Genomic DNA, 18,461 nt, shown 5'->3' with positions numbered 1-18,461 from the left:
CGCCCTCGGCGGCGACCGGCTCCTGATTGACTCGCCCCATGACCAACCAGAAGCCGGCCAGTGCCACCATCATCGCCCAGCAGGAGGTCATCAAGAAGACCCTCCCGTTCCACGACACCCAGGACTTCGACGACGCGACGCGCGGGCTCGTCGCCAGGCGCGAGCCGAGCCAGGTGACCGATGTCGACGGAAACGTGGTGTGGGACAACTCGACCTACTCGTTCCTCGAAGGCGATGCTCCCGACTCGGTCAACCCGAGCCTGTGGCGGCAGTCGCAGCTCGCCGCGATCGAGGGCCTCTTCGAGGTCGTGCCCGGTATCTACCAGGTGCGCGGTATGGACCTGTCGAACACCACGATCATCGAGGGCGACGAGGGTGTCATCGTCATCGATACCCTGCTCACGAAGGAGACGGGCGCCGCGGCGCTCGCGCTCTACCGCGAGCACCGGGGCGATCGGCCCGTCAAGGCGATCATCTACACCCACTCGCACGCCGACCACTACGGCGGAGTCAAGGGCTTCGCGACGCAGGAGCAGGTCGACTCCGGGGAGATCAGGATCTTCGCGCCCGAAGGTTTCATGGAGCACGCCGTCTCGGAGAACGTCTTCGCGGGCACGGCGATGAACCGCCGCGCCGGTTACATGTACGGTGCGGCGCTGGCCCGCGGCCCGCAGGGGCAGGTCGGTGCCGGCCTCGGCCAGACGCTCTCGACGGGAGAGGTCACGCTCCTCGCACCCAGCGACATCATCGACACGACGGGGCACGAAGAGGTCGTCGACGGCGTCCGGATGATCTTCCAGATGGCGCCCGGTACTGAGGCGCCGGCCGAGATGCTCACGTACTTCCCCGACTTCAAGGCGCTCTGCGCCGCCGAGGTCATGACCCACAACTTCCACAACCTGCTGACGCTGCGCGGCGCCGTCGTGCGCGACCCGCACGTGTGGTCGAAGTACACGACCGAGACGATCGACCTGTTCGGCGGCGACGCCGAGGTCGTGTTCGCGTCGCACCACTGGCCGACGTGGGGCGCCGACCGGGTCGTCGAGTTCCTCTCCCTGCAGCGCGATCTCTACGGCTACGTGCACGACCAGACGCTCCGCCTGATGAACCAGGGCCTGACGGGTCCCGAGATCGCCGAGGTAATCGAGCTGCCCCCGGTGCTGGAGAACGCGTGGTCGACGCGCGGCTATTACGGCTCCGTCAGCCACAACGTCCGCGCCATCTACCAGCGCTACCTCGGCTTCTTCGACGGCAACCCGGCGAGCCTGTGGCCGCACGTTCCCGAGGAGAAGGCGAAGCGCTACGCGGAGCTCGCGGGCGGCGTCGACGCGCTCGTGGCCAACGCGCGCAAGGCGTTCGACGAGGGCGACTTCCGCTGGGCCGCCGAGGTGGGCAGCCACGCCGTGTTCGCGCAGCCGGATCACGCTGAGGCGCGCGACCTGCTCGCCGACACGTACGAACAGCTCGGCTACGGTGCGGAGAACGGCCCGTGGCGCACCTGGTATCTGTCGGGTGCCACCGAGCTGCGCGACGGTCAGTTCGGCACCCCGACGGAGACCAACGCGCCCGATGTGATCGCGAACCTCTCGCCCGAGATGCTGTTCGACGCCATCGCGATCCAGGTGAACGGGCCGAAGGCGTGGGACGAGAAGCTCAGCATCGACATCGTGCTCACCGACGCCGATGCGCGCTACCGCCTGAGCCTCGCCAACGGCGTGCTCACCTACAGCGCGGCGCCCCAGAAGGGCGACGCCGACCTGACGATCACGGGCGCGAAGAAGGCGCTCCCGGCGCTCGCTGCTGGGTCCGCCGACGCGATCGCAGCCGCTGGGCTCGAGGTCACGGGTGACGCGTCGGTGCTCGGCCGCCTCACGGCGGTGCTCGAGCCCGGTGACAAGGATTTCGCTTTCGTCACACCCTCACTAACGCGCTAGGCGGCGCCCGGCGAGCCCGCTCGCGGGGCGCCGCTGGCCGATTGCGAGATTGTCGCCGGCCCTCCGTAGTGTCGTCTCATGACCCGCATCAGCCTCACCGACGATCTCGTTGAGTCGCTCTTCGCGGACGACGATGCGGGCGACGGCCGGGCGCTGGCGGCTCGCGTGCCCGTGAGGGTCCTCAAGGCCGAGACGGGGCAGGACATCTCGATCGCGCACGTGTCGGTCGGTGCCCTGAGCGTCGCGGTCGAGCTGGCGAGCGACGGCTCGATCCAGCCCTGGTGCGCGCACTGCGGCGTCACGCCGTGTGCGCACGTCGCCGCGGCGATGTTCGCCCTGGCCGATCGCTCCGAGCCGTTCGGAGTGGGCGGAGTCTCGCGGAGCGCGGCTCCCCGGCAGGCGTCGTCGCCGAGGGAGCGTGCGGAAGGCGCGCCCGGTGTCGGCAGCACGTTTCCAGTGGGCGAGCCTGCGGCGGCGCCGGTGCGTGAACAGCCTCAGGGCGGGTGGCGCGGAGCGCTCCGCGAGGCTCTCGGCACGGTATCCGACGATGCGGAGGACTCGGGCGAGATCGGGCTGCTGCTCACGGTGCAGGAGACCCGCCGAGGCGGCCAACGCGACGTCGCGGTCGCGGCGCGCCCCGCGGTGCGCGGCGTGAGCGGCGCGTGGGTGCGCGGAGAGGTCACGTGGCATGACGTTGCGGCGTCGGGCAGCACCGACGCCCGCTGGCGAGCGCTGGCCGACATCGAGGCGCTCTTCGCCGGGCGGGACAACTTCCCCGCCGCAGTGACGCGAATACAGCCGAGCACGACCTGGGAGCGGCACAGCGCCCCGTGGGGCTCGCCGGAATGGATGCGGCTCGACGCCGTGCCGTCGCACGGACTGCGGGAGCTCCTCGAAGCCGCGGTCGGTGCGGGGCTTCCGCTCATCGCCGACGCGCGGCCCCAGGCCGCCGTGCCCTTCGGCGGGCCGGTCGAAGCCGTGATCGACATTCGTGCAGTCGACGACGGGCTGGTGGTCGAGGCGAGGTTCGGGGGAGGCGACACCTGGTCGGGCGCGGACGTGCTGCCGATCGGTGCTCCGACGGTCGCGGTCGCACGGCTCGGCGAAGCGTCGGCTCACGTGGTCGGCGTTGCGCCGCTGACGTCCCCGACGACATCCGAATTCGACACGCTCCAGCGGCAGGGGCGGCTGAGCATCCCGGCGACCGACATCGGAGCGTTCGTCGAGGACTTCCTCCCGCGCCTGCGCGGTGCCGCGCCGCTGGAATCCTCCGACGGGTCGTTCGAGATACCGGAACCCGCCCCGCCCGAACTGGTGCTCGCCATCCGGCACAGCAGCGACATCGTGCGGCTGTTCTGGGAGTGGGAGTACCCGCCCGGGCAGAGGCGCCACCCCGCCGCCGAGCGCGAGCTCCTCGACGACATCGAGTTCGCTGCGGGGCGCTGGGCGCAACTGTTGGGCAGGCGACCCGACGACAGGGCGTTCCCCGCCCGCGACTTGGGCCGCGACGAGACGGTCGAGTTCATGGCCCACGTGCTGCCGCTTCTGCGCGGCGTCGACGGGCTCCGCATCGAGGCCCACGACGAGCTGCCGCGGTACGAATTCGCCGCCGACGCCCCCGAGATCTCGTTCGGCGTCGATCCGGACGGGCGGGACTGGCTCGAGCTGAGGATCGTCGTGACGGTGCAGGGGGAGCCGGTCTCGAGCGGCGACCTGCTCACGGCGCTCTCCCGCGGCCAGAACTACCTGCGGCTGCTCAGCGGCACCGTCTTTCCCCTGACGGATCCGCGCTTCGCGAAGCTGCGTGACGTGCTCACGGAGGCCCGCGCCCTCACCGATCGCCCCTCCGGCACCTATCGCGTTCCCCGCCTCGACGCCGATCTGTGGCAGGAGCTCGCGGAGGTCGGGGTCATCTCGACACAGCAGCGGTCGTGGCTCGATGCGATGCGCTCTCTGGGCTCCGGCGGCATCGAGCGCCGCGACCCGCCCGGGGGCTTCCACGCCGAGCTGCGCGATTATCAGGCCGAAGGCTACAGCTGGCTCGACTTCCTCAGGCGGCACCGCCTCGGCGGCGTGCTCGCCGACGACATGGGGCTCGGCAAGACGGTGCAGATGCTCGCCGCGCTCGAGCGCGCCCGCGTCGACGAGCCCGGTTCGCGGTTCCTGGTCGTCGCGCCGACGAGCGTCGTCGGCCACTGGACGCGAGAGGCCGCGCGGTTCGCTCCGGGGCTCGGCGCCGTCGGCGTCGCCGAGACGGCGCGCAAACGGGGCACGGGGCTCGCGGACGCCGTGGGCGGGGCTTCGCTCGTCGTGACCAGCTACGCCGTGTTCCGCTTGGACCACGAGGAGTTCGCCCGCATGGGGTTCCGCGTGCTGGTGCTCGACGAGGCCCAGAACGTGAAGAACTCCGCTTCGAAGGGATACGCACTGGCACGCGCTCTCGATGCGCCCACGAAGTTCGTCGTCACGGGCACGCCGCTCGAGAACAACGTGATGGAGCTGTTCGCACTGGCGACGCTCGCCGCGCCGGGCCTGTTCGGCACGCGCGAGCACTTCCGCGAGCATTTCCACAGGGCGATCTCGCGCGGGTCGTCGAAGCGCGTCGCCGAGCTCCGTGCGCGCATCCGGCCGTTCCTGCTCCGCAGGACGAAGGAGGAGGTCGCGCCCGAGCTGCCGCCCAAGACCGAGCAAGTGCTCGAGATCGACCTCTCGCCTGCGCATCGCCGCGCATACGACCGTCGCTTCCGGCGCGAACAGCAGAAGCTGCTCGGCCTGCTCGACGACGTCAAGAAGCACCAGGTGCAGATCCTCGCGACGCTCACGACGCTGCGTCGCCACGCGCTCGACCCGTCGCTCGGGGACGGCGATCCGGATGCGGCGTCGGCGAAGCTCGACGCACTCGGGGAGCTGCTCGAAGAGATCACCGAAGACGGTCACCGCGTGCTCGTCTTCAGCCAGTTCACCGATTTCCTCGGCCTCGCCGCCCGCACGGCCGACGAGCGCGGCATCCGGTACGCCTACCTCGACGGCGCGACGCCCGCGCGGCGCCGACAGGCGATGGTCGACCGCTTCTCGAGCGGCGAAGTGCCGGCGTTCTTCATCTCCCTGAAGGCGGGCGGCACCGGCCTCAATCTGACGGCCGCCGATTACTGCATCATCCTCGATCCGTGGTGGAACCCCGCCGCCGAGGCCCAGGCGATCGACCGCGCCCACCGCATCGGTCAGCACAAACCCGTGATGGTGTACCGGATGATCGCGGCCGGCACGATCGAGCAGAAGGTGCGCGAGCTCCAAGACGCGAAGCGGCGCCTCTTCGACGACGTGCTCGACGGGACCGCCGCGGCCACGGGGCTGACCGCGGACGACTACCGGGCGTTGGTCGTGTAGCGGCGGGGCGAATCCTGTCGGGGGAGTGGAGCATCCTGGCAAGTCCCTGAATTCGTTTGTTATCTAATCGTGATTTATGTGTATCGTGGTCGGACTCGATCACGAAGGTGCGCCGCCGTATCCGCCCCAGCCCTTCGTGCACACCCGAAACAACCCAGGCCGGGCGGACGATGCCGCGCGACGACCGTCGCGCCGAGGCGGGACCGTGGAGAAGAGTGCCGTGTTCAACAAGACTTCCACCCCCACCGCTGACAGCCGCCGCGGCGGCCTGCTCGCGAAGGGCGGCCTCGCCGCCGCCGGTCTCGCCGTCGTGGCGGGCGCCGTACTGATGCCGACCGCCGCCAACGCCGCATCGGACTCGACCTGGGACGCCCTCGCGCAGTGCGAGTCCGGCGGCAACTGGTCGATCAACACGGGCAACGGCTACTATGGCGGCCTGCAGTTCTCGATGTCGACCTGGCAGGCCAACGGCGGCAGCGGGAACCCCGCCGACGCCTCGCGCGCCGAGCAGATCCGCGTCGCCGAGAACGTCCTCGCGTCCCAGGGCTGGGGCGCGTGGCCGTCGTGCTCGGCGCAGATCGGCGCGTCCGGGTCGGCCGAGCCGCGTGAGGCGACGTCCGAGCCCGCCCCGACCGAGCAGGCGGCTCCCGCGCAGGAGCAGGCTCCCGCCCAGGAGCAAACCCCCGTCGAGTCGGCTCCGGCCGAAGAGGCCGCGCCCGCCGAGCCGACGTACGACCTGCCCGATGTCGAGGCGTCGGACGAGACCGTCACGGTCGAGTCGGGCGACACGCTCTTCGAGATCGCCGAGAAGGCGGACCTCGACAGCGGCTGGCTCGGCGTCTTCGCCGTCAACCAGGACGCGCTGACCAACCCCGACCACATCGAGGTCGGCCAGGAGCTCGTGCTGCCGCAGAGCTGACGCGCGTCAGTTCGCCGTGAGGGCGGGTACCCGGGATGACCGGGCGCCCGCCCTCGTCCGTGCGCGCCGGGCGCCCGCGCCTCAGCGTGCCCTGGCCCGGTGCCGCCGGACAGCATCGCGATTCGCGCACCGCACCGAGCAGTAGCGCTGTCGCCCGTTCCGCGTGACGTCGACCACGACGGTCCGGCACGGCGCGGCCGCGCAGCGCGACAGTCGGTGCATTCCCCGTGTCGTCAGATGGAACGCCGTGCCGACGCTGATCACGGCGTGCAGCACGTGGGCGAGCGACTGATCCTCGTCACGGTAGTGCAGGTGCCAGCCCTCGTCGTCGTGGTTGACGAGCCGGGGGTATGCCGTGGCACGCGACATCTGCCGATTGAGGAGTTCGGCTCGGCGGGCGTCGTCCTCGGCGTCCACGACCTCGAGCCACCCGTCGATGACGGTGCGGGCCCGCGCATGGTCGTCCTCGTGCCGCGCGAACGCCATCGTCATGCCGAACTCGCGCGTGCGCTCCTCGATCTGCGCGCGGGCGGGCGGCCAATCGTTCGCCAGGGATGCGGCGAGGAGGACGGCGTACTCTCCGTAAGGGTTGAGATGCATAAGGGCATTACACCAGGCTTGTGGCCATGGCGACAGAGCACATCTCCCAGGCGATCCGCACGGCGACGCCGCGAGCCCACGAGCACGGATGGATCACGGAGTCGACGCATCCGACGAGCGAGGGAACGATCGCCTACGTCTTGTGCGCATCGTGTGGTGCGAGGCGGGTCGATCTCCGCGGGGCAGGTGACCTCGCGCCCGCGGCGCTGTCGGCGGTCGTCGGGGCCGAGCCGCGCGGGTGAACCAGCGGGCGGGAACCCTGGCGGCGCCCCGGTAGGCTTCAAGTCCATGGCAATCGGCACGACGATCCACACATTCGACATCCAGCTCGCCGACGTGGATCGCGGCGTCTACGACGAGGTCTCGCTGCGCGTGGCGCGGCACCAGTCCGAGACGGACGCGTTCATGGTGACGCGCCTCCTGGCCTACCTGCTCGAGTACGAGGAGGGCATCGGATTCAGCCCGGACGGTATCGCGTCGACCGACGAGCCGGCGGTGCAGGTCCGCGATCTCACGGGCAGACTGACGGCGTGGATCGAAGTGGGCGCACCGGACGCCGAGCGCGTCCACTTCGGCAGCAAGCTCGCCGACAGGGTCGCCGTGTACACGCACCGCGACCCCGGGAAGCTGCTCGCCAACTGGGCGGGCAAGAAGATCCACAGGGCCGAGGACGTCGTCGTGCGGGCCTTCGACCCCGCCTTCGTCGACGCCGTCGCCGGCGACCTCGCCCGCCGCAACTCCGTCACGCTCTCGGTCACGGAGGGGCAGCTGTATCTCGAGATCAACGGCGCTGCGCACAGCGCGCATCTGGGGGAGCACCGGATCGCGTGAGCGGGGTGCGGTGCGTCAGGCCCGTTTGAGGCGCACGGATGACCACTCCTCGGAGATCGCGATGTTCGCGGTGAGGGTCCAGCCCTCCTCCTCGACGCGCTCCCAGATCCTGTCGCGGTTGATGTCGCTGCGCCCGCCCTTCGGGTAGCCGATCCATGCCGCGCGGAACGACGTCAGCGCCGGCAGGTTCGAAGCGAGCAGCTCGTCGAGGCGCGCGCGGTCGGCGGCGAACGCGAAGGCGGTATCGCTCGTGTCGCGCTCGATCCCCCGCACGACGCTGACGCCTTCGGGCAGGGGTGCGAGCAGGGCGAGCTGATCATCCGTGCCCTCGAACAGCAGCTCTTCGTTCGGTTTGATCTGCAGCTTCTCGGCGACTGTGCGGGCCATTCTGCTCTCCTCGTGGCGGCACTGGAACGGGGTTCCAAGGGTTCCATCCTTCGCGCGTCCGCACCAGGGGGCGGATCAGGGCGAGGTGCGCACGAGCAGGCTGCCCGCGAGGGTGACTTCGATCCGGATGCCCGTCAGCGAGTCCACGACGGCGTCCGCACGGCTCAACTGCGCAGCCGGCCGCGTCGTCGCGATCGCGACGACGGTCGCGCCCGCCGCGCGGCCCGCAGAAACGCCGCGCACCGTGTCCTCGAAGACGACGCATCGGGCCGGATCGACCCCGAGCCGCGAGGCCGCGAGGAGGTATCCCTCGGGGTCGGGCTTCCCGACGGTCACGTCCTCGCCGCCGATCACGACATCAGGCAGCGGGAAGCCCTGAGCGGCGAGCCGGGGCGACGTGCCCGCCGCCAGGGCGGTCGTGACGATCGCCCACCTGTGCTTCGGCAGTGCGGACACGAGATCGACCGCACCCGGCAGCGCCCGCCCGAACCGCAGCAGCGTCCCGTTGACGTCGAACAGCGCGGCATCGGCCTCGAACTCCATGCCGCCACGCTAGGCGATGGTGCCGTGCATCACTCTGGCGGGCACGGAACGGGCCACAATGGACGGGTGAGGATCGAACTGACCCGTTTCCGGGTACGAGACGGCGCGGGCGAACGCGTCGCGGAATGGATGGGCTTCCTGAACGCCAACGCAGAGGCAGTGCGCGAGACGCTTGAGCCCGAGCAGATGTACGTCGAGACGATCTTCACAGAGAAGGTCGAGGGCGTGCAGTACCTGTACTGGTACAGCGTGCAGGGCGAAGTGGACGTCGATGTCGCGCTGTCGGAGCACTGGCTCGACCAGCACCACGTCACGTTCTGGCGTGAGTGCATTGACGACGAGTACCCGCCGGTAGACCTGACGCCGCTCGTCCACATGGTGCCGGAGCGTGTGATTGCTTCGATGAAACCACTGGACTGAGCCCGGTCCCTATCGGGCTTTCGGATCGGGGTCCAGGCCCATCCGGATGCGGGTGCGCTTGCGGTTGACGAGGATGCCGAGCGTGCCGATCGCCCAGAGCGGCAGCTGCGTGAGGAAGGCGCAGCGGAATGCCTCGAGGTTGTAGGTGTCGGGCGTTCCGGCGCCCTGGAGGTCGAGGGTGAGGCCGATCAGGAAGATCGCGATGAGCGCGGCGAGGAAGCCGCCCGAGTTCGTCACGCCGGTCGCCGTGCTGAGCCGGTGGGCGGGGTTGTGGGTGCGCGCGTGGTCGAACGCGATCATGGAAGCCGGACCGCCGGCGGCGAGCGCCACGACGAGCGCGGTCAGCAGCCAGAGCGGCGCGGGGCCCGGCCACAGGATGACCGCGAGCCAGGCGGCGACCTGTACGCCGACGCTGGGGAGGACCAGTGCGAGCGAACGGCGCAGCGGGATGCGCCGAGAGAGCTCCCCGACCACGGGGCCCAGCACCATCGCGGCGACGACGTTGAGCGAGAGCAGGGACGCGGCGGCGGCGCTGCTCAGCCCCTCGCCGGCCGTCAGGAACGGCATACCCCAGAGCAGCAGGAACGCGGTTCCCGCGAACGGCGTCGTGAAGTGCGACCAGAACGCGAGGCGCGTGCCGGGGTGCGCCCAGGCGCCGCGGATGCCGACACCCGTGTCGATGGACGAAGTGACGACGCGTACCGCACCGGTCTCGGTGTTGACCGTCACGTCGGCGGTGCGCTCCGGCGGATGGTTCCGCACGATGAGCCAGACCAGGATGGCGAAGAGCACGCACAGACCGGCGATGCTGCCGAACGTGATGGTCCAGGTCGTCGCGTGCAGAAGGGCGGCGAGCGGGATCAGGGCGAGCAGCTGACCTGATTGCCCGACGAGGCCCGTCAGCTGCACCATGAGCGGCCCGCGCTGGGCCGGGAACCACGTGGCGACGAGCCGCAGTACGGCGGGGAAGACAGCGGCGTCACCGGCGCCGAGGAGCATCCGGGCCAGGATCGCGATGCCGATGCTGGGGGAGACCGCCATCACGAACTGCCCGGCCGCCATGAGCAGCATCCCCGCCGTGATGATCGGCCTGGCCCCGAACCGATCGAGCAGTACGCCGACGGGGATCTGGGCGCCGCCGTACACGGCGAGCTGCATGACTGCGAAGAGGGAGAGCGTTGCAGCGTCCGCGTGGAACCGTTCGGCCGCGTCGACGCCGACCGCGCTGAGCGAGGCGCGGTTCGTGATCGCGAGCAGGTACGCCGCGACCCCGACGCCCCAGATGAGCCATGACCGCCAGGAGGGGGAGTCGGTGACGGTTCGCACCCGGCTACGCTACTCCGGTCGGTTCGCCGACGAGCGCCGCCTCAGCGCACGCGGCGCGTCGTGAGGAACGCCGCGACGGAGATCGCGGCGGCGACGGCCATCACGATCGCGAGCGGGACCGCGGTCGTCTCGCCGCCGATGCTCACGAGCGGCGACACGACGGCGGCGAGGCCGAACTGCAGTGCGCCGAGCACGGCCGATGCGCTGCCAGCGGCATCCGGGACCGCGCCGAGGGCGAGCGCCGTGGCGTTGCCGAACACGAAGCCGAGTGACGCGACGACGACGAACACCGCGACTGCGAGGGTCCAGGCGGCGGCGCCGGCGAGTGCGAGCAGGAGCAGAGCGGCCACGCCGACGGCCATCGCGATCAGGCCGATCGCGACGAGGCGGCGTGCGGGCACCCGGCCGACGAGCTTCGACGAGACCGCGCTCGTGGCCATCAGCGCGAGCGAGTTGGCGCCGAAGAGGAGCCCGTACTGCAGCTCCGTCAGCCCCATCATGCTCTGGTAGAGGAACGGCGAAGCGGAGATGTAGCCCATCATCGCGGTGAAGCTGAACGCGAACGTCAGCGTGTAGCCGATGTACTCACGGGACAGCATGGCGCGCAGGGGCGAGCCTGTGGCGCGGCGGAGGACGGCGAGCTCCGCGCGGCGCTCGCGCGGCAGGCTCTCCCGGATGCCGGCGGAGACCGCGACGAGCATCACGACGGCGATGCCCAGGACGACGGCGAGCACGCCCCGCCATCCGAGCGACTCGGCGATGGCGCCCCCGACGAGCGGGGCCACCACGGGCGCGACGCCGCCGACGATCATCATGAGGCTCATGGCGCGGGCGGCGGCGGGGCCGACGGCGAGGTCGGCGATCACGGCGCGCCCGAGGACCATTCCCGCGGCGCCGGACAGGCCCTGCAGCAGTCGGGCCGCGATCAGGACGCCGAGGGAGGGCGCGAACACGGTTGCGGCGCTCGCGATGACGAACACGACGGCGCCGATCAGGAGCAGCGGACGCCGCCCGAAGCGGTCCGAGAGCGGGCCGAACATCAGCTGGCCGGCGGCCACCCCGATGAGGAAGGCGGTGAGCGTGAGCTGCACACCGGTGGCATCGGCGCCGAACTCAGCGGCGATCGCGGGGAAGGTCGGCAGGTAGAGGTCCGTCGCGAACGGTGCGACGGCGGAGAGCAGGGCGAGGATGCCGAGCAGCCCCGTCGTCAGCGCGGCGCGCGATGTGGGGATCGATCCGGTGGAGCGGTCGTTGAGCGTGGTCATAGGTGATAATAGTAATATAACTAACATCAAATGTCGAACCGGATCTACGATGGGGGAATGGTGGCGAGACGAGAGGCGCTGGCCGATCTGGCCGACGGGGTCGTCGCGATGGCGCGCGAGATCGAGTCGGGGCATCGGTATGAGTCGGTGGTTCCGCTCACGCTCAACGAGCGCATCGCGCTGCGCGTGATCGATCGCGCCGGGGGGATCGCGCCGAGCGAACTGGCGGAGCTGCTCGGCCTGCAGCGCTCGAATCTGTCGACAGCGCTGCGCGGCCTCGAAGCCAAGGGGCTCGTCACACGAGAGAGCGGACACGGCGACGGCCGCGGCGTCGTCGTCCGCTCGACGGCGTTCGCGGGGGAGAACCTCGAACGCCTGCGAGGGAACTGGGCGGACCTGCTCGCCGAGGTCGCCCCGCCCGGGGCCGACCTCGAGGGTGCGGCGGAGCTCCTCGAGCGGATGACGCGGGCCCTCATCGAGCGCCGGCGCCACCAGGACTGACGAGTACGGATCAGCGGGCCGCGCACGAGCTGGCGCTAGGCTCGACGGATGCCGTTCGATCATCGCAGGATCCTCGTCGCGGGCGTCACGGGCGTCGGGAAGACGACCCTGGCGGCTCGCGTCGGTCGGCTGCTCGACGTTCCCCACGTCGAGATCGATGACCTGCACTGGGGGCCAGGGTGGGCGCCGCGTCCCGATTTCCTCGACGAGGTGCGGAAGCTCGCGAGCAGCGGGGCGTGGGTAACGGAGTGGCAGTACAGCGATGCGCGGCCGATCCTGCTCGACAGGGCGCAGGCGCTCGTCTGGATCGATCTGCCGTTCCGCGTTCAGTACTGGCGCCTGATCAAGCGCACGGTGCGGAGGCGCGTGCGACGGGTCGCGCTGTGGCGGGCGGGCATGGTCGAACCGCCGCTGTGGACGATCTTCACCAACCCGGAGCACATCCTGCGCTGGGGCTGGCGCACGCGGAACAAGTACCGGCGCGAGTTCGGTGACGTGCTCTCCGAGCTGGCCGCGCGCGATGACTTCGAATTCGTGCACCTGCGGTCGGTGCGCGAGGTCGACCGCTGGGTCGCCTCGCTGAGGTGATCCGCCGGGAGTGTGGTGGCGAAGCACCCCGTCGATATCGAGCGCGCGCTCATCCCGTTCGTCGGCGTCGTGTGGCGCTGGTGCCGGCGTGCGGGGAGGGCTTCTCGGAGCCGAACTGACATAATGTGCATTATCGGCTAATGCCCGTCGCGACGCGTGAGGCGACGCGTGGCGTTGGGGCGCGTCAGGCGCCGACGTACGCCGCGAGATGCTCACCCGTCGTCGTGCTGCGCGCCGCGGCGAGGTCGGCCGGCGTTCCCTCGAACACCACGGCGCCGCCGTCGTGGCCGGCGCCGGGGCCCATGTCGATGATCCAGTCGGCGTGGGCCATCACGGCCTGGTGGTGCTCGATCGCGATGACGGAGTGCCCGGAGTCGACGAGCGCGTCGAGCATTGCGAGCATCGCTTCGACGTCCTGCAGGTGCAGGCCCGTCGTCGGTTCGTCGAGCACGTACACGTCGGCGCCTTCGCCCATCTGCGCCGCGAGCTTGAGGCGCTGGCGCTCCCCGCCCGACAGCGTCGTGAGCGCCTGGCCCAAACTGACATAACCGAGGCCGACGTCGTTGAGGCGCTTCAGGATCTTGGCGGCGGCGGGCACCTTCGCCTCGCCGCCTGAGAAGAACTCGAGCGCCTCGGAGACGGGCATCTCGAACACGTCCGCGATCGAGCGCCCGCCGAGGCGGTACTCGAGCACCTCGGCGGTGAACCGCCGGCCGCCGCAGTCCTCGCACGGCGTCGTGACGCCCTGCATGAAACCGAACTCCGTCGTGATGGTGCCGTTGCCCTTGCAGCTCGGGCACGCGCCGGCGCTGTTCGAGCTGAACAGCGCCGGCTTGACGCCGTTGGCCTTCGCGAATGCCTTGCGCACCGGTTCCAGCAGGCCCGTGTAGGTCGCCGGGTTGCTGCGGCTCGAGCCCTTGATCGGCGTCTGATCGACGAACGCGAGCCCCTCGCGGCCGACGAGCTTCTCGGTCACGAGCGAGCTCTTGCCGGAGCCGGCGACACCCGTGAGCGCGACGAGGACCCCCGTCGGAACGTCGACATCGACGCCGCGCAGGTTGTTCGAGACGGCGCCGCGCAGCTCGATCGCGCCTGTCGGAGTCCGCACGGCGTCCTTGAGGCGCGCCCTGTCGTGCAGGTGGCGCCCGGTCGCGGTGTCGCTCTCGCGCAGGCCGTCGACCGTGCCGGTGAAGCACACCTCTCCCCCGTGCCGCCCGGCGCCGGGGCCCATGTCGATGACCTCGTCGGCGATCGCGATCGTCTCCGGCTTGTGCTCGACGACCAGCACGGTGTTGCCCTTGTCGCGCAGCTGCAGCAGCAGCCGGTTCATCCGCTCGATGTCCGCCGGGTGGAGGCCGGCCGTCGGCTCGTCGAACACGTAGGTGACGTCCGTCAGGGCGGAGCCGAGGTGTTTGATCATCTTCAGCCGCTGCGCCTCTCCCCCGCTCAGGGTTCCGGATGCGCGATCCAGCGACAGGTAGCCGAGGCCGATATCGACGAAGGACTGCAGCAGCGACGCGATCGCCTCCAGCATCGGCGCGGCGCCGGGGATCTCGCGCCCCCGCACCCACTCGAGCGCGTCGGAGATCTGCATGGCGCACACATCGCCGATGTGCAGACCGTCGATCTTCGACGACCTGGCGGCCTCCGCGAGCCGCGTGCCGTCGCATGCCGGGCACGGCATGAACGTCACGGCGCGGTCCACGAACGCGCGGATGTGCGGCTGCATCGCCTCGCGGTCCTTCGACAGCATCGACTTGCGCACCTGCGGCACGAGGCCCAGATAGGTGATGTTGATGCCGTTGACCTTGATCTTCGCCTCGTCCATGTGGAGGAACGCCGCGAGCTCGTCGTCCGTGAAGTCGCGCACGGGCTTGTCCGGGTCGAAGAACCCGGACTCCGCGTAGTAGCGCACGGACCAGCCGCCCGGCTTGTAGCCGGGGATCGTGATGGCGCCGTCGTTGATCGACAGCGACTCGTCGTACAGCTGGCTCAGGTCGAGGTCGGAGACCCGGCCGGTGCCCTCGCAGCCCTGGCACATACCGCCCAGCACCGTGAACGACGCTCGCTGCTTCTTCTCCTTGCCGGTGCGTTCGATCGTGATCGCACCGGACGCCCTCACAGAAGGCGTGTTGAACGAGTACGCGTTGGGCGGGCCGATTTGCGGTTCCGCCGCCCGGCTGAACAGGGTGCGCAGCATCGCGTTGGCGTCGCTCGCGGTGCCGACCGTCGACCGGATGTTCGCCCCGAGCCGCTCTTGATCGACGAGGATCGCGGTCGTCAGCCCGTCGAGCGAATCGACCTCGGGCCTGCCGAGATCGGGCATGAACCCCTGCACGAAAGCGCTGTAGGTCTCGTTGATCATGCGCTGCGATTCCGCGGCGATGGTGCCGAACGCGAGGGAGCTCTTGCCGGATCCGGATACACCGGTGAAGACCGTGAGGCGCCGCTTCCTGATGTCGGCGTCGACGCCGCGCAGGTTGTTCTCGCGGGCGCCTCGCACCCGGATCGTGTCGTGGGAGTCTGCTGCGTGCTGGGGCATGCTGTCGACGTTAGTGCGCGGCGGCGCAGGGTGCCACGCGCGCGCCCGGTATTGTGGGAGGCGATGCACCGACCGTCCAGCCACCGCCTGCCTGGTTCGACATGCTGAACGCCCTGACGGGCTTCGCGGTCGTGGGTCTCGCGATCATCGTCGGCTTCATCGTCGGGCGCACGGGCCTCGTCGGCGAGCACGGCAGGTACGTGCTGAGCCGCCTGACGTTCTTCGTGCTGTCGCCGTTCCTGCTTTTCAGCGTGCTGTCGCAGGCCGATGTGCACATGCTGTTCTCGTCGCAGCTGCCCGTGGCCGCGATCTCGGCCGTGACCGTCTTCGTGCTGTACGGGCTCGTCGCGGGGCTCGTTCTGCGCCGCACCGCCGGCGCCGCGGTCATCGGCTCGCTCGGTGCCGGGTACGTCAACGCAAATAACATCGGCCTGCCGATCGCGACCTACGTGCTCGGCAACGGCGCGTACTCGGCGCCCGTCATCCTGATGCAGCTGCTGCTGTTCACCCCGGTCTTCCTGGTGCTGCTGGACGGGATCTCAACCGGTGGCATGAAGCTGGGGCCGATCCTCGGGCGCACGGCGCGCAACCCGATGATCATCGGCGCGCTGCTCGGAACGATCGTGGCCGCGACGGGCATCGACCTGCCGCCCATCGTGGTGGAACCGACGCAGCTGCTGGCCGACGCGGCGATCCCGGTTCTGCTGATCAGCTTCGGCCTGTCTCTGAGCGGCAGCCGCGTGCTGTCGACTCGCGGTACCAGGGCGGATGTGCTGGTGGCGTCCGCGATGAAGCTGTTCCTGATGCCCGCTGTCGCGTGGCTCGTCGGCTCCCTGGTCTTCGGCATGACCGGCGCCGCGCTCCTCGCCGTCGTCGTGATGGCCTCGCTCCCCAGCGCTCAGAACGTGTTCAACTACGCCCAGCGCTACGGCGTCGGCGAGGTCGTCGCCCGCGACATCGTGTTCATCACGACCGTCGGCAGCGTTCCCGTGCTCCTCGTCGTCGTCTGGCTCCTCGGGTGAGTCGGAGCGGCCGTGCCGCAGCCGGCGGTAGTAGCCGTGCAGCTTGTCGATGAGCAGGCCGATCCCGACCGCGAGCACGACTCCTACCGCGGCACCCAGGAGCGGCACGTCCTCGAACAGCTGGCCGGCGATCAGGCCGATGCCGACCGAGTAGGCGGCCCACAGCACGGCGGCGACCGCCGACACCGGGACGAAGCGGCGGCGGGGGAAGTGCGTCGCGCCGGCCGAGAGGTTCACGGCGATGCGGCCGATGGGGATGTACCGGGCGACGAGGATCAGCATCGCACCCCGTCGGTCGAGCGACCTCTCGGCCCAGGCGATCGCTCGCCGCGAGCGCCTGCCCCGCATCCAGGCGAACCTGTCGGTGCCGACGGCGCGGCCGATCGCGTACGTGAGGTTGTCCCCCGCGAACGCGCCGACCGCCATGCACACGCCGAGCAGGAGGACGTTCGGCTCGCCGGTCGCGCTCGCGATCGCCGAGAGCGCGACGACGAGCGACTCGCTCGGCAGCGGCGGGAAGAACCCGTCGAGCATCGTGGCGGCGAACGCGATGGCGTACACCCAGGGGGAACCTGCGAAGGAGAGCAGGAAATCGGTGATCTCGGTCACGCGCGTGCTCCTCGCTCTGTCTGCATGCTTCCAGCCTCGCGGGCGTCGCGGCCCGGCGCGATGGCGGTCCCCGGAGTCTTCGTGCGGGGGTATTCCCCCGGTCCCCCGCACCCCGTGCCCGCCGGGCGCTCATCCATCGTCATGGTCTCTCCTCGTGTGGTCTGTATGGAAGGTACGGCCGAGCCGGAGCCGTCCGCATCGGACCTGAGCATGATCTTGCGCCCGCGGCGTCCACCCCTGGAGGGATGCGGCGTCAGGGCGTCGGCAGGGCGTCGGCCGCGGCCCGTCGCCGACGCCCTCGCAGGGGGCCGTCGCCGGCGAGGGCCGCGGCGGCCGCCGCCAGCGCGGCGCAGGCGAGAGCGGTCGGCCACGAGAGGCCGACGACGAACACGACGGCGACGCAGCCGATCCCCACCGCCGCCGCCGTCGCGGAGCGCCAGGGGGTCCGCGAGGGCCGGCGCACGGCCGGTTCGAACCGGGCGGCGAGCACGGCCACCACCAGGACGGCGACCACGGCGCACGCCAGCCACGCCGGGCGGGGCAGCCACCACGCGGCCGAGTGGAGCTCCGGCAGAACGATGAGCTCGTGCTGCGCGGCCAGCACGCCGATGCCGGCGAGGGCGATCAGCACGCTCATGTGCCACAGGTAGATCGTCATCGAGCGGGCGCCGATCCAGTCGACCGTCCGTTCCACCGCGGGGTTCCGCATCCAGCGCGCCAGGCGGGGCCGCGCGAGCGAGAGCAGCAGCAGCTGGGCGGCGCCGAACAGCGCCAGGAGCAGCGTCGGAGGGTCCTGGTTGGCGTACATGTCGGCGACGTACGGCGTCGTCGCCACAAGGATGACGAGACCGGCGATGAGCACCGGGGCGCCGACGGCCCGGACGCGGTGCGGGACGCGAGCGACGAACCCGTCGGCTTCGAAGAACCCGAGCTGCTGCACGAACAGCCACACGACGGCGAGGTTCACGAACCCGATGGCCTCCCAGCCCGTCGCGAACCGAACGGCGTCGATCGCTCCGGCGACGGTCAGGAGCGCGGCAGCGGTGAGGAACGGGCTGCGCTCGTGCAGCCGGACCATGGCGGGGACGAGCGCCTGCGCCAGCAGGAACACACCGAGGAACCAGAGCGGCTGGGAGATCCGGAACCCGGCCGTGGCGACGACGTCGGGCGCCACCCCAGCGGCGGACAGCGTGGCCAGCCCGACAGCGATCACCGCGAACAGCGCGATCGCCGGTGCCATCAACCGCTTCACCCGTCGTGCGACGAAGGTCGTCGCGGTGGCCCCGGATGCGCGCGCCGCGCGCCACGACCCGGCGGCGGTGAACCCGCCGGCGATGAAGAACAGGGGCATCATCTGCACGAGCCAGCTGACGGGGCCGAACCAGGCGGTCTCGAGGGCGTTCTCGAAGACGGGGCCCGCGTCGGTGACGGTGACGCCGACCATCATCGCGTGCAGCAGGACGACGAGCACGAGGCTCGCCGACCGGATGAGGTCGATGGTCCGGTCCCGGAGGCGGTCGGCGGCGCCCGGCGGGCGACCGGCCGCGGAGGACGCGCTCGGCGGTACATGAATGGTGGTCACGGTGC

General features: G+C 70.6%; 16 protein-coding genes and 1 pseudogene. 9 read left to right on the top strand and 8 right to left on the bottom strand.

Annotated elements, in window-relative coordinates; genetic code table 11:
* Nucleotides 1-38 precede the first annotated feature (38 nt).
* From C0010_RS00980 to C0010_RS00970, 3 genes are all read left to right on the top strand, one after another.
* Complete coding sequence (locus C0010_RS00980) at nt 39-1,934, top strand: alkyl/aryl-sulfatase (protein WP_105565196.1); 1,896 nt, start codon at nt 39-41, stop codon at nt 1,932-1,934.
* 78 nt (nt 1,935-2,012) lie between these two features.
* Nucleotides 2,013-5,321 carry a DEAD/DEAH box helicase gene (locus C0010_RS00975; RefSeq protein ID WP_105565195.1) on the top strand — a complete coding sequence of 1,103 codons (3,309 nt, stop codon included), beginning with the start codon at nt 2,013-2,015 and terminating at the stop codon, nt 5,319-5,321.
* A gap of 205 nt (nt 5,322-5,526) precedes the next feature.
* Nucleotides 5,527-6,240 (top strand): LysM peptidoglycan-binding domain-containing protein, encoded by a 714-nt coding sequence (locus C0010_RS00970; protein WP_232531657.1) that lies wholly within the window; start codon nt 5,527-5,529, stop codon nt 6,238-6,240.
* 81 nt (nt 6,241-6,321) lie between these two features.
* On the opposite strand, the gene C0010_RS00965 is transcribed toward C0010_RS00970, so the two are convergent.
* Entirely contained in the window at nt 6,322-6,840 is a 519-nt protein-coding gene (locus tag C0010_RS00965) for a CGNR zinc finger domain-containing protein (RefSeq protein WP_105565193.1), read from the bottom strand.
* Nucleotides 6,841-6,866: 26 nt separating this feature from the next.
* Between C0010_RS00965 and C0010_RS00960 the strand changes: the two genes are divergently transcribed.
* Both C0010_RS00960 and C0010_RS00955 read left to right on the top strand, forming a co-directional pair.
* Nucleotides 6,867-7,082 carry a hypothetical protein gene (locus C0010_RS00960; RefSeq protein ID WP_105565192.1) on the top strand — a complete coding sequence of 72 codons (216 nt, stop codon included), beginning with the start codon at nt 6,867-6,869 and terminating at the stop codon, nt 7,080-7,082.
* Nucleotides 7,083-7,128: 46 nt separating this feature from the next.
* The gene (locus C0010_RS00955) at nt 7,129-7,671 is read left to right on the top strand and encodes a YaeQ family protein (RefSeq protein WP_105565191.1); all 543 of its coding nucleotides are present in this window, start codon (nt 7,129-7,131) and stop codon (nt 7,669-7,671) included.
* 15 nt (nt 7,672-7,686) lie between these two features.
* On the opposite strand, the gene C0010_RS00950 is transcribed toward C0010_RS00955, so the two are convergent.
* Nucleotides 7,687-8,058: a DUF3052 domain-containing protein gene (locus C0010_RS00950; protein WP_105565190.1), complete on the bottom strand. Its 372-nt coding sequence runs from the start codon at nt 8,056-8,058 to the stop codon at nt 7,687-7,689.
* Between the two features lie 75 nt (nt 8,059-8,133).
* Nucleotides 8,134-8,601: an HAD-IA family hydrolase gene (locus tag C0010_RS00945; RefSeq protein WP_105565189.1), complete on the bottom strand. Its 468-nt coding sequence runs from the start codon at nt 8,599-8,601 to the stop codon at nt 8,134-8,136.
* Nucleotides 8,602-8,667: 66 nt separating this feature from the next.
* On the opposite strand from C0010_RS00945, the gene C0010_RS00940 reads away from it, so the two are divergent.
* On the top strand, nt 8,668-9,021 hold the full coding sequence (locus tag C0010_RS00940) for a DUF6176 family protein (RefSeq protein WP_105565188.1): 354 nt from the start codon (nt 8,668-8,670) through the stop codon (nt 9,019-9,021).
* 9 nt (nt 9,022-9,030) lie between these two features.
* Here C0010_RS00940 and C0010_RS00935 read toward each other — a convergent pair whose 3' ends face one another.
* Entirely contained in the window at nt 9,031-10,347 is a 1,317-nt protein-coding gene (locus C0010_RS00935) for an MFS transporter (protein ID WP_105565187.1), read from the bottom strand.
* Nucleotides 10,348-10,388: 41 nt separating this feature from the next.
* Nucleotides 10,389-11,612: a multidrug effflux MFS transporter gene (locus C0010_RS00930; protein WP_105565186.1), complete on the bottom strand. Its 1,224-nt coding sequence runs from the start codon at nt 11,610-11,612 to the stop codon at nt 10,389-10,391.
* Nucleotides 11,613-11,669: 57 nt separating this feature from the next.
* Between C0010_RS00930 and C0010_RS00925 the strand changes: the two genes are divergently transcribed.
* Both C0010_RS00925 and C0010_RS00920 read left to right on the top strand, forming a co-directional pair.
* Nucleotides 11,670-12,113 carry a MarR family winged helix-turn-helix transcriptional regulator gene (locus C0010_RS00925; RefSeq protein ID WP_158685209.1) on the top strand — a complete coding sequence of 148 codons (444 nt, stop codon included), beginning with the start codon at nt 11,670-11,672 and terminating at the stop codon, nt 12,111-12,113.
* 48 nt (nt 12,114-12,161) lie between these two features.
* A complete protein-coding gene (locus tag C0010_RS00920) occupies nt 12,162-12,701 on the top strand; it encodes a P-loop NTPase family protein (RefSeq protein WP_105565184.1) in 540 nt (179 codons plus the stop codon).
* A gap of 184 nt (nt 12,702-12,885) precedes the next feature.
* Here the strand turns inward: C0010_RS00920 and C0010_RS00915 are convergent, their stop codons facing one another.
* Nucleotides 12,886-15,243, bottom strand: coding sequence for an ATP-binding cassette domain-containing protein (locus tag C0010_RS00915; RefSeq protein WP_105565183.1), 2,358 nt, complete (start codon nt 15,241-15,243; stop codon nt 12,886-12,888).
* A 101-nt stretch (nt 15,244-15,344) separates the two neighbouring features.
* On the opposite strand from C0010_RS00915, the gene C0010_RS00910 reads away from it, so the two are divergent.
* Entirely contained in the window at nt 15,345-16,265 is a 921-nt protein-coding gene (locus C0010_RS00910; protein ID WP_105565534.1) for an AEC family transporter, read from the top strand.
* Between the two features lie 147 nt (nt 16,266-16,412).
* Here the strand turns inward: C0010_RS00910 and C0010_RS00905 are convergent.
* Both C0010_RS00905 and C0010_RS00900 read right to left on the bottom strand, forming a co-directional pair.
* Nucleotides 16,413-16,799, bottom strand: a pseudogene (locus C0010_RS00905) (DedA family protein); the annotation flags it as partial.
* Between the two features lie 328 nt (nt 16,800-17,127).
* On the bottom strand, nt 17,128-18,456 hold the full coding sequence (locus tag C0010_RS00900; RefSeq protein ID WP_105565182.1) for an acyltransferase family protein: 1,329 nt from the start codon (nt 18,454-18,456) through the stop codon (nt 17,128-17,130).
* Between the last annotated feature and the right edge of the window lie 5 nt (nt 18,457-18,461).

The organism is Microbacterium halophytorum, from assembly GCF_002970975.1.
Classification (GTDB): domain Bacteria; phylum Actinomycetota; class Actinomycetes; order Actinomycetales; family Microbacteriaceae; genus Microbacterium; species Microbacterium halophytorum.
This window is presented reverse-complemented; position numbering and strand designations above follow the sequence as displayed.

What these genes read in the sequence shown, in the direction of transcription:
- C0010_RS00920 (WP_105565184.1), top strand. Translation starts at nt 12,162, where the DNA reads ATGCCGTTCGATCATCGCAGGATCCTCGTCGCGGGCGTCACGGGCGTC.
- C0010_RS00950 (WP_105565190.1), bottom strand. Translation starts at nt 8,058, where the DNA reads ATGGCCCGCACAGTCGCCGAGAAGCTGCAGATCAAACCGAACGAAGAG.
- C0010_RS00975 (WP_105565195.1), top strand. Translation starts at nt 2,013, where the DNA reads ATGACCCGCATCAGCCTCACCGACGATCTCGTTGAGTCGCTCTTCGCG.
- C0010_RS00915 (WP_105565183.1), bottom strand. Translation starts at nt 15,243, where the DNA reads ATGCCCCAGCACGCAGCAGACTCCCACGACACGATCCGGGTGCGAGGC.
- C0010_RS00910 (WP_105565534.1), top strand. Translation starts at nt 15,345, where the DNA reads ATGCTGAACGCCCTGACGGGCTTCGCGGTCGTGGGTCTCGCGATCATC.
- C0010_RS00925 (WP_158685209.1), top strand. Translation starts at nt 11,670, where the DNA reads ATGGTGGCGAGACGAGAGGCGCTGGCCGATCTGGCCGACGGGGTCGTC.
- C0010_RS00980 (WP_105565196.1), top strand. Translation starts at nt 39, where the DNA reads ATGACCAACCAGAAGCCGGCCAGTGCCACCATCATCGCCCAGCAGGAG.
- C0010_RS00930 (WP_105565186.1), bottom strand. Translation starts at nt 11,612, where the DNA reads ATGACCACGCTCAACGACCGCTCCACCGGATCGATCCCCACATCGCGC.
- C0010_RS00955 (WP_105565191.1), top strand. Translation starts at nt 7,129, where the DNA reads ATGGCAATCGGCACGACGATCCACACATTCGACATCCAGCTCGCCGAC.
- C0010_RS00965 (WP_105565193.1), bottom strand. Translation starts at nt 6,840, where the DNA reads ATGCATCTCAACCCTTACGGAGAGTACGCCGTCCTCCTCGCCGCATCC.
- C0010_RS00945 (WP_105565189.1), bottom strand. Translation starts at nt 8,601, where the DNA reads ATGGAGTTCGAGGCCGATGCCGCGCTGTTCGACGTCAACGGGACGCTG.
- C0010_RS00960 (WP_105565192.1), top strand. Translation starts at nt 6,867, where the DNA reads ATGGCGACAGAGCACATCTCCCAGGCGATCCGCACGGCGACGCCGCGA.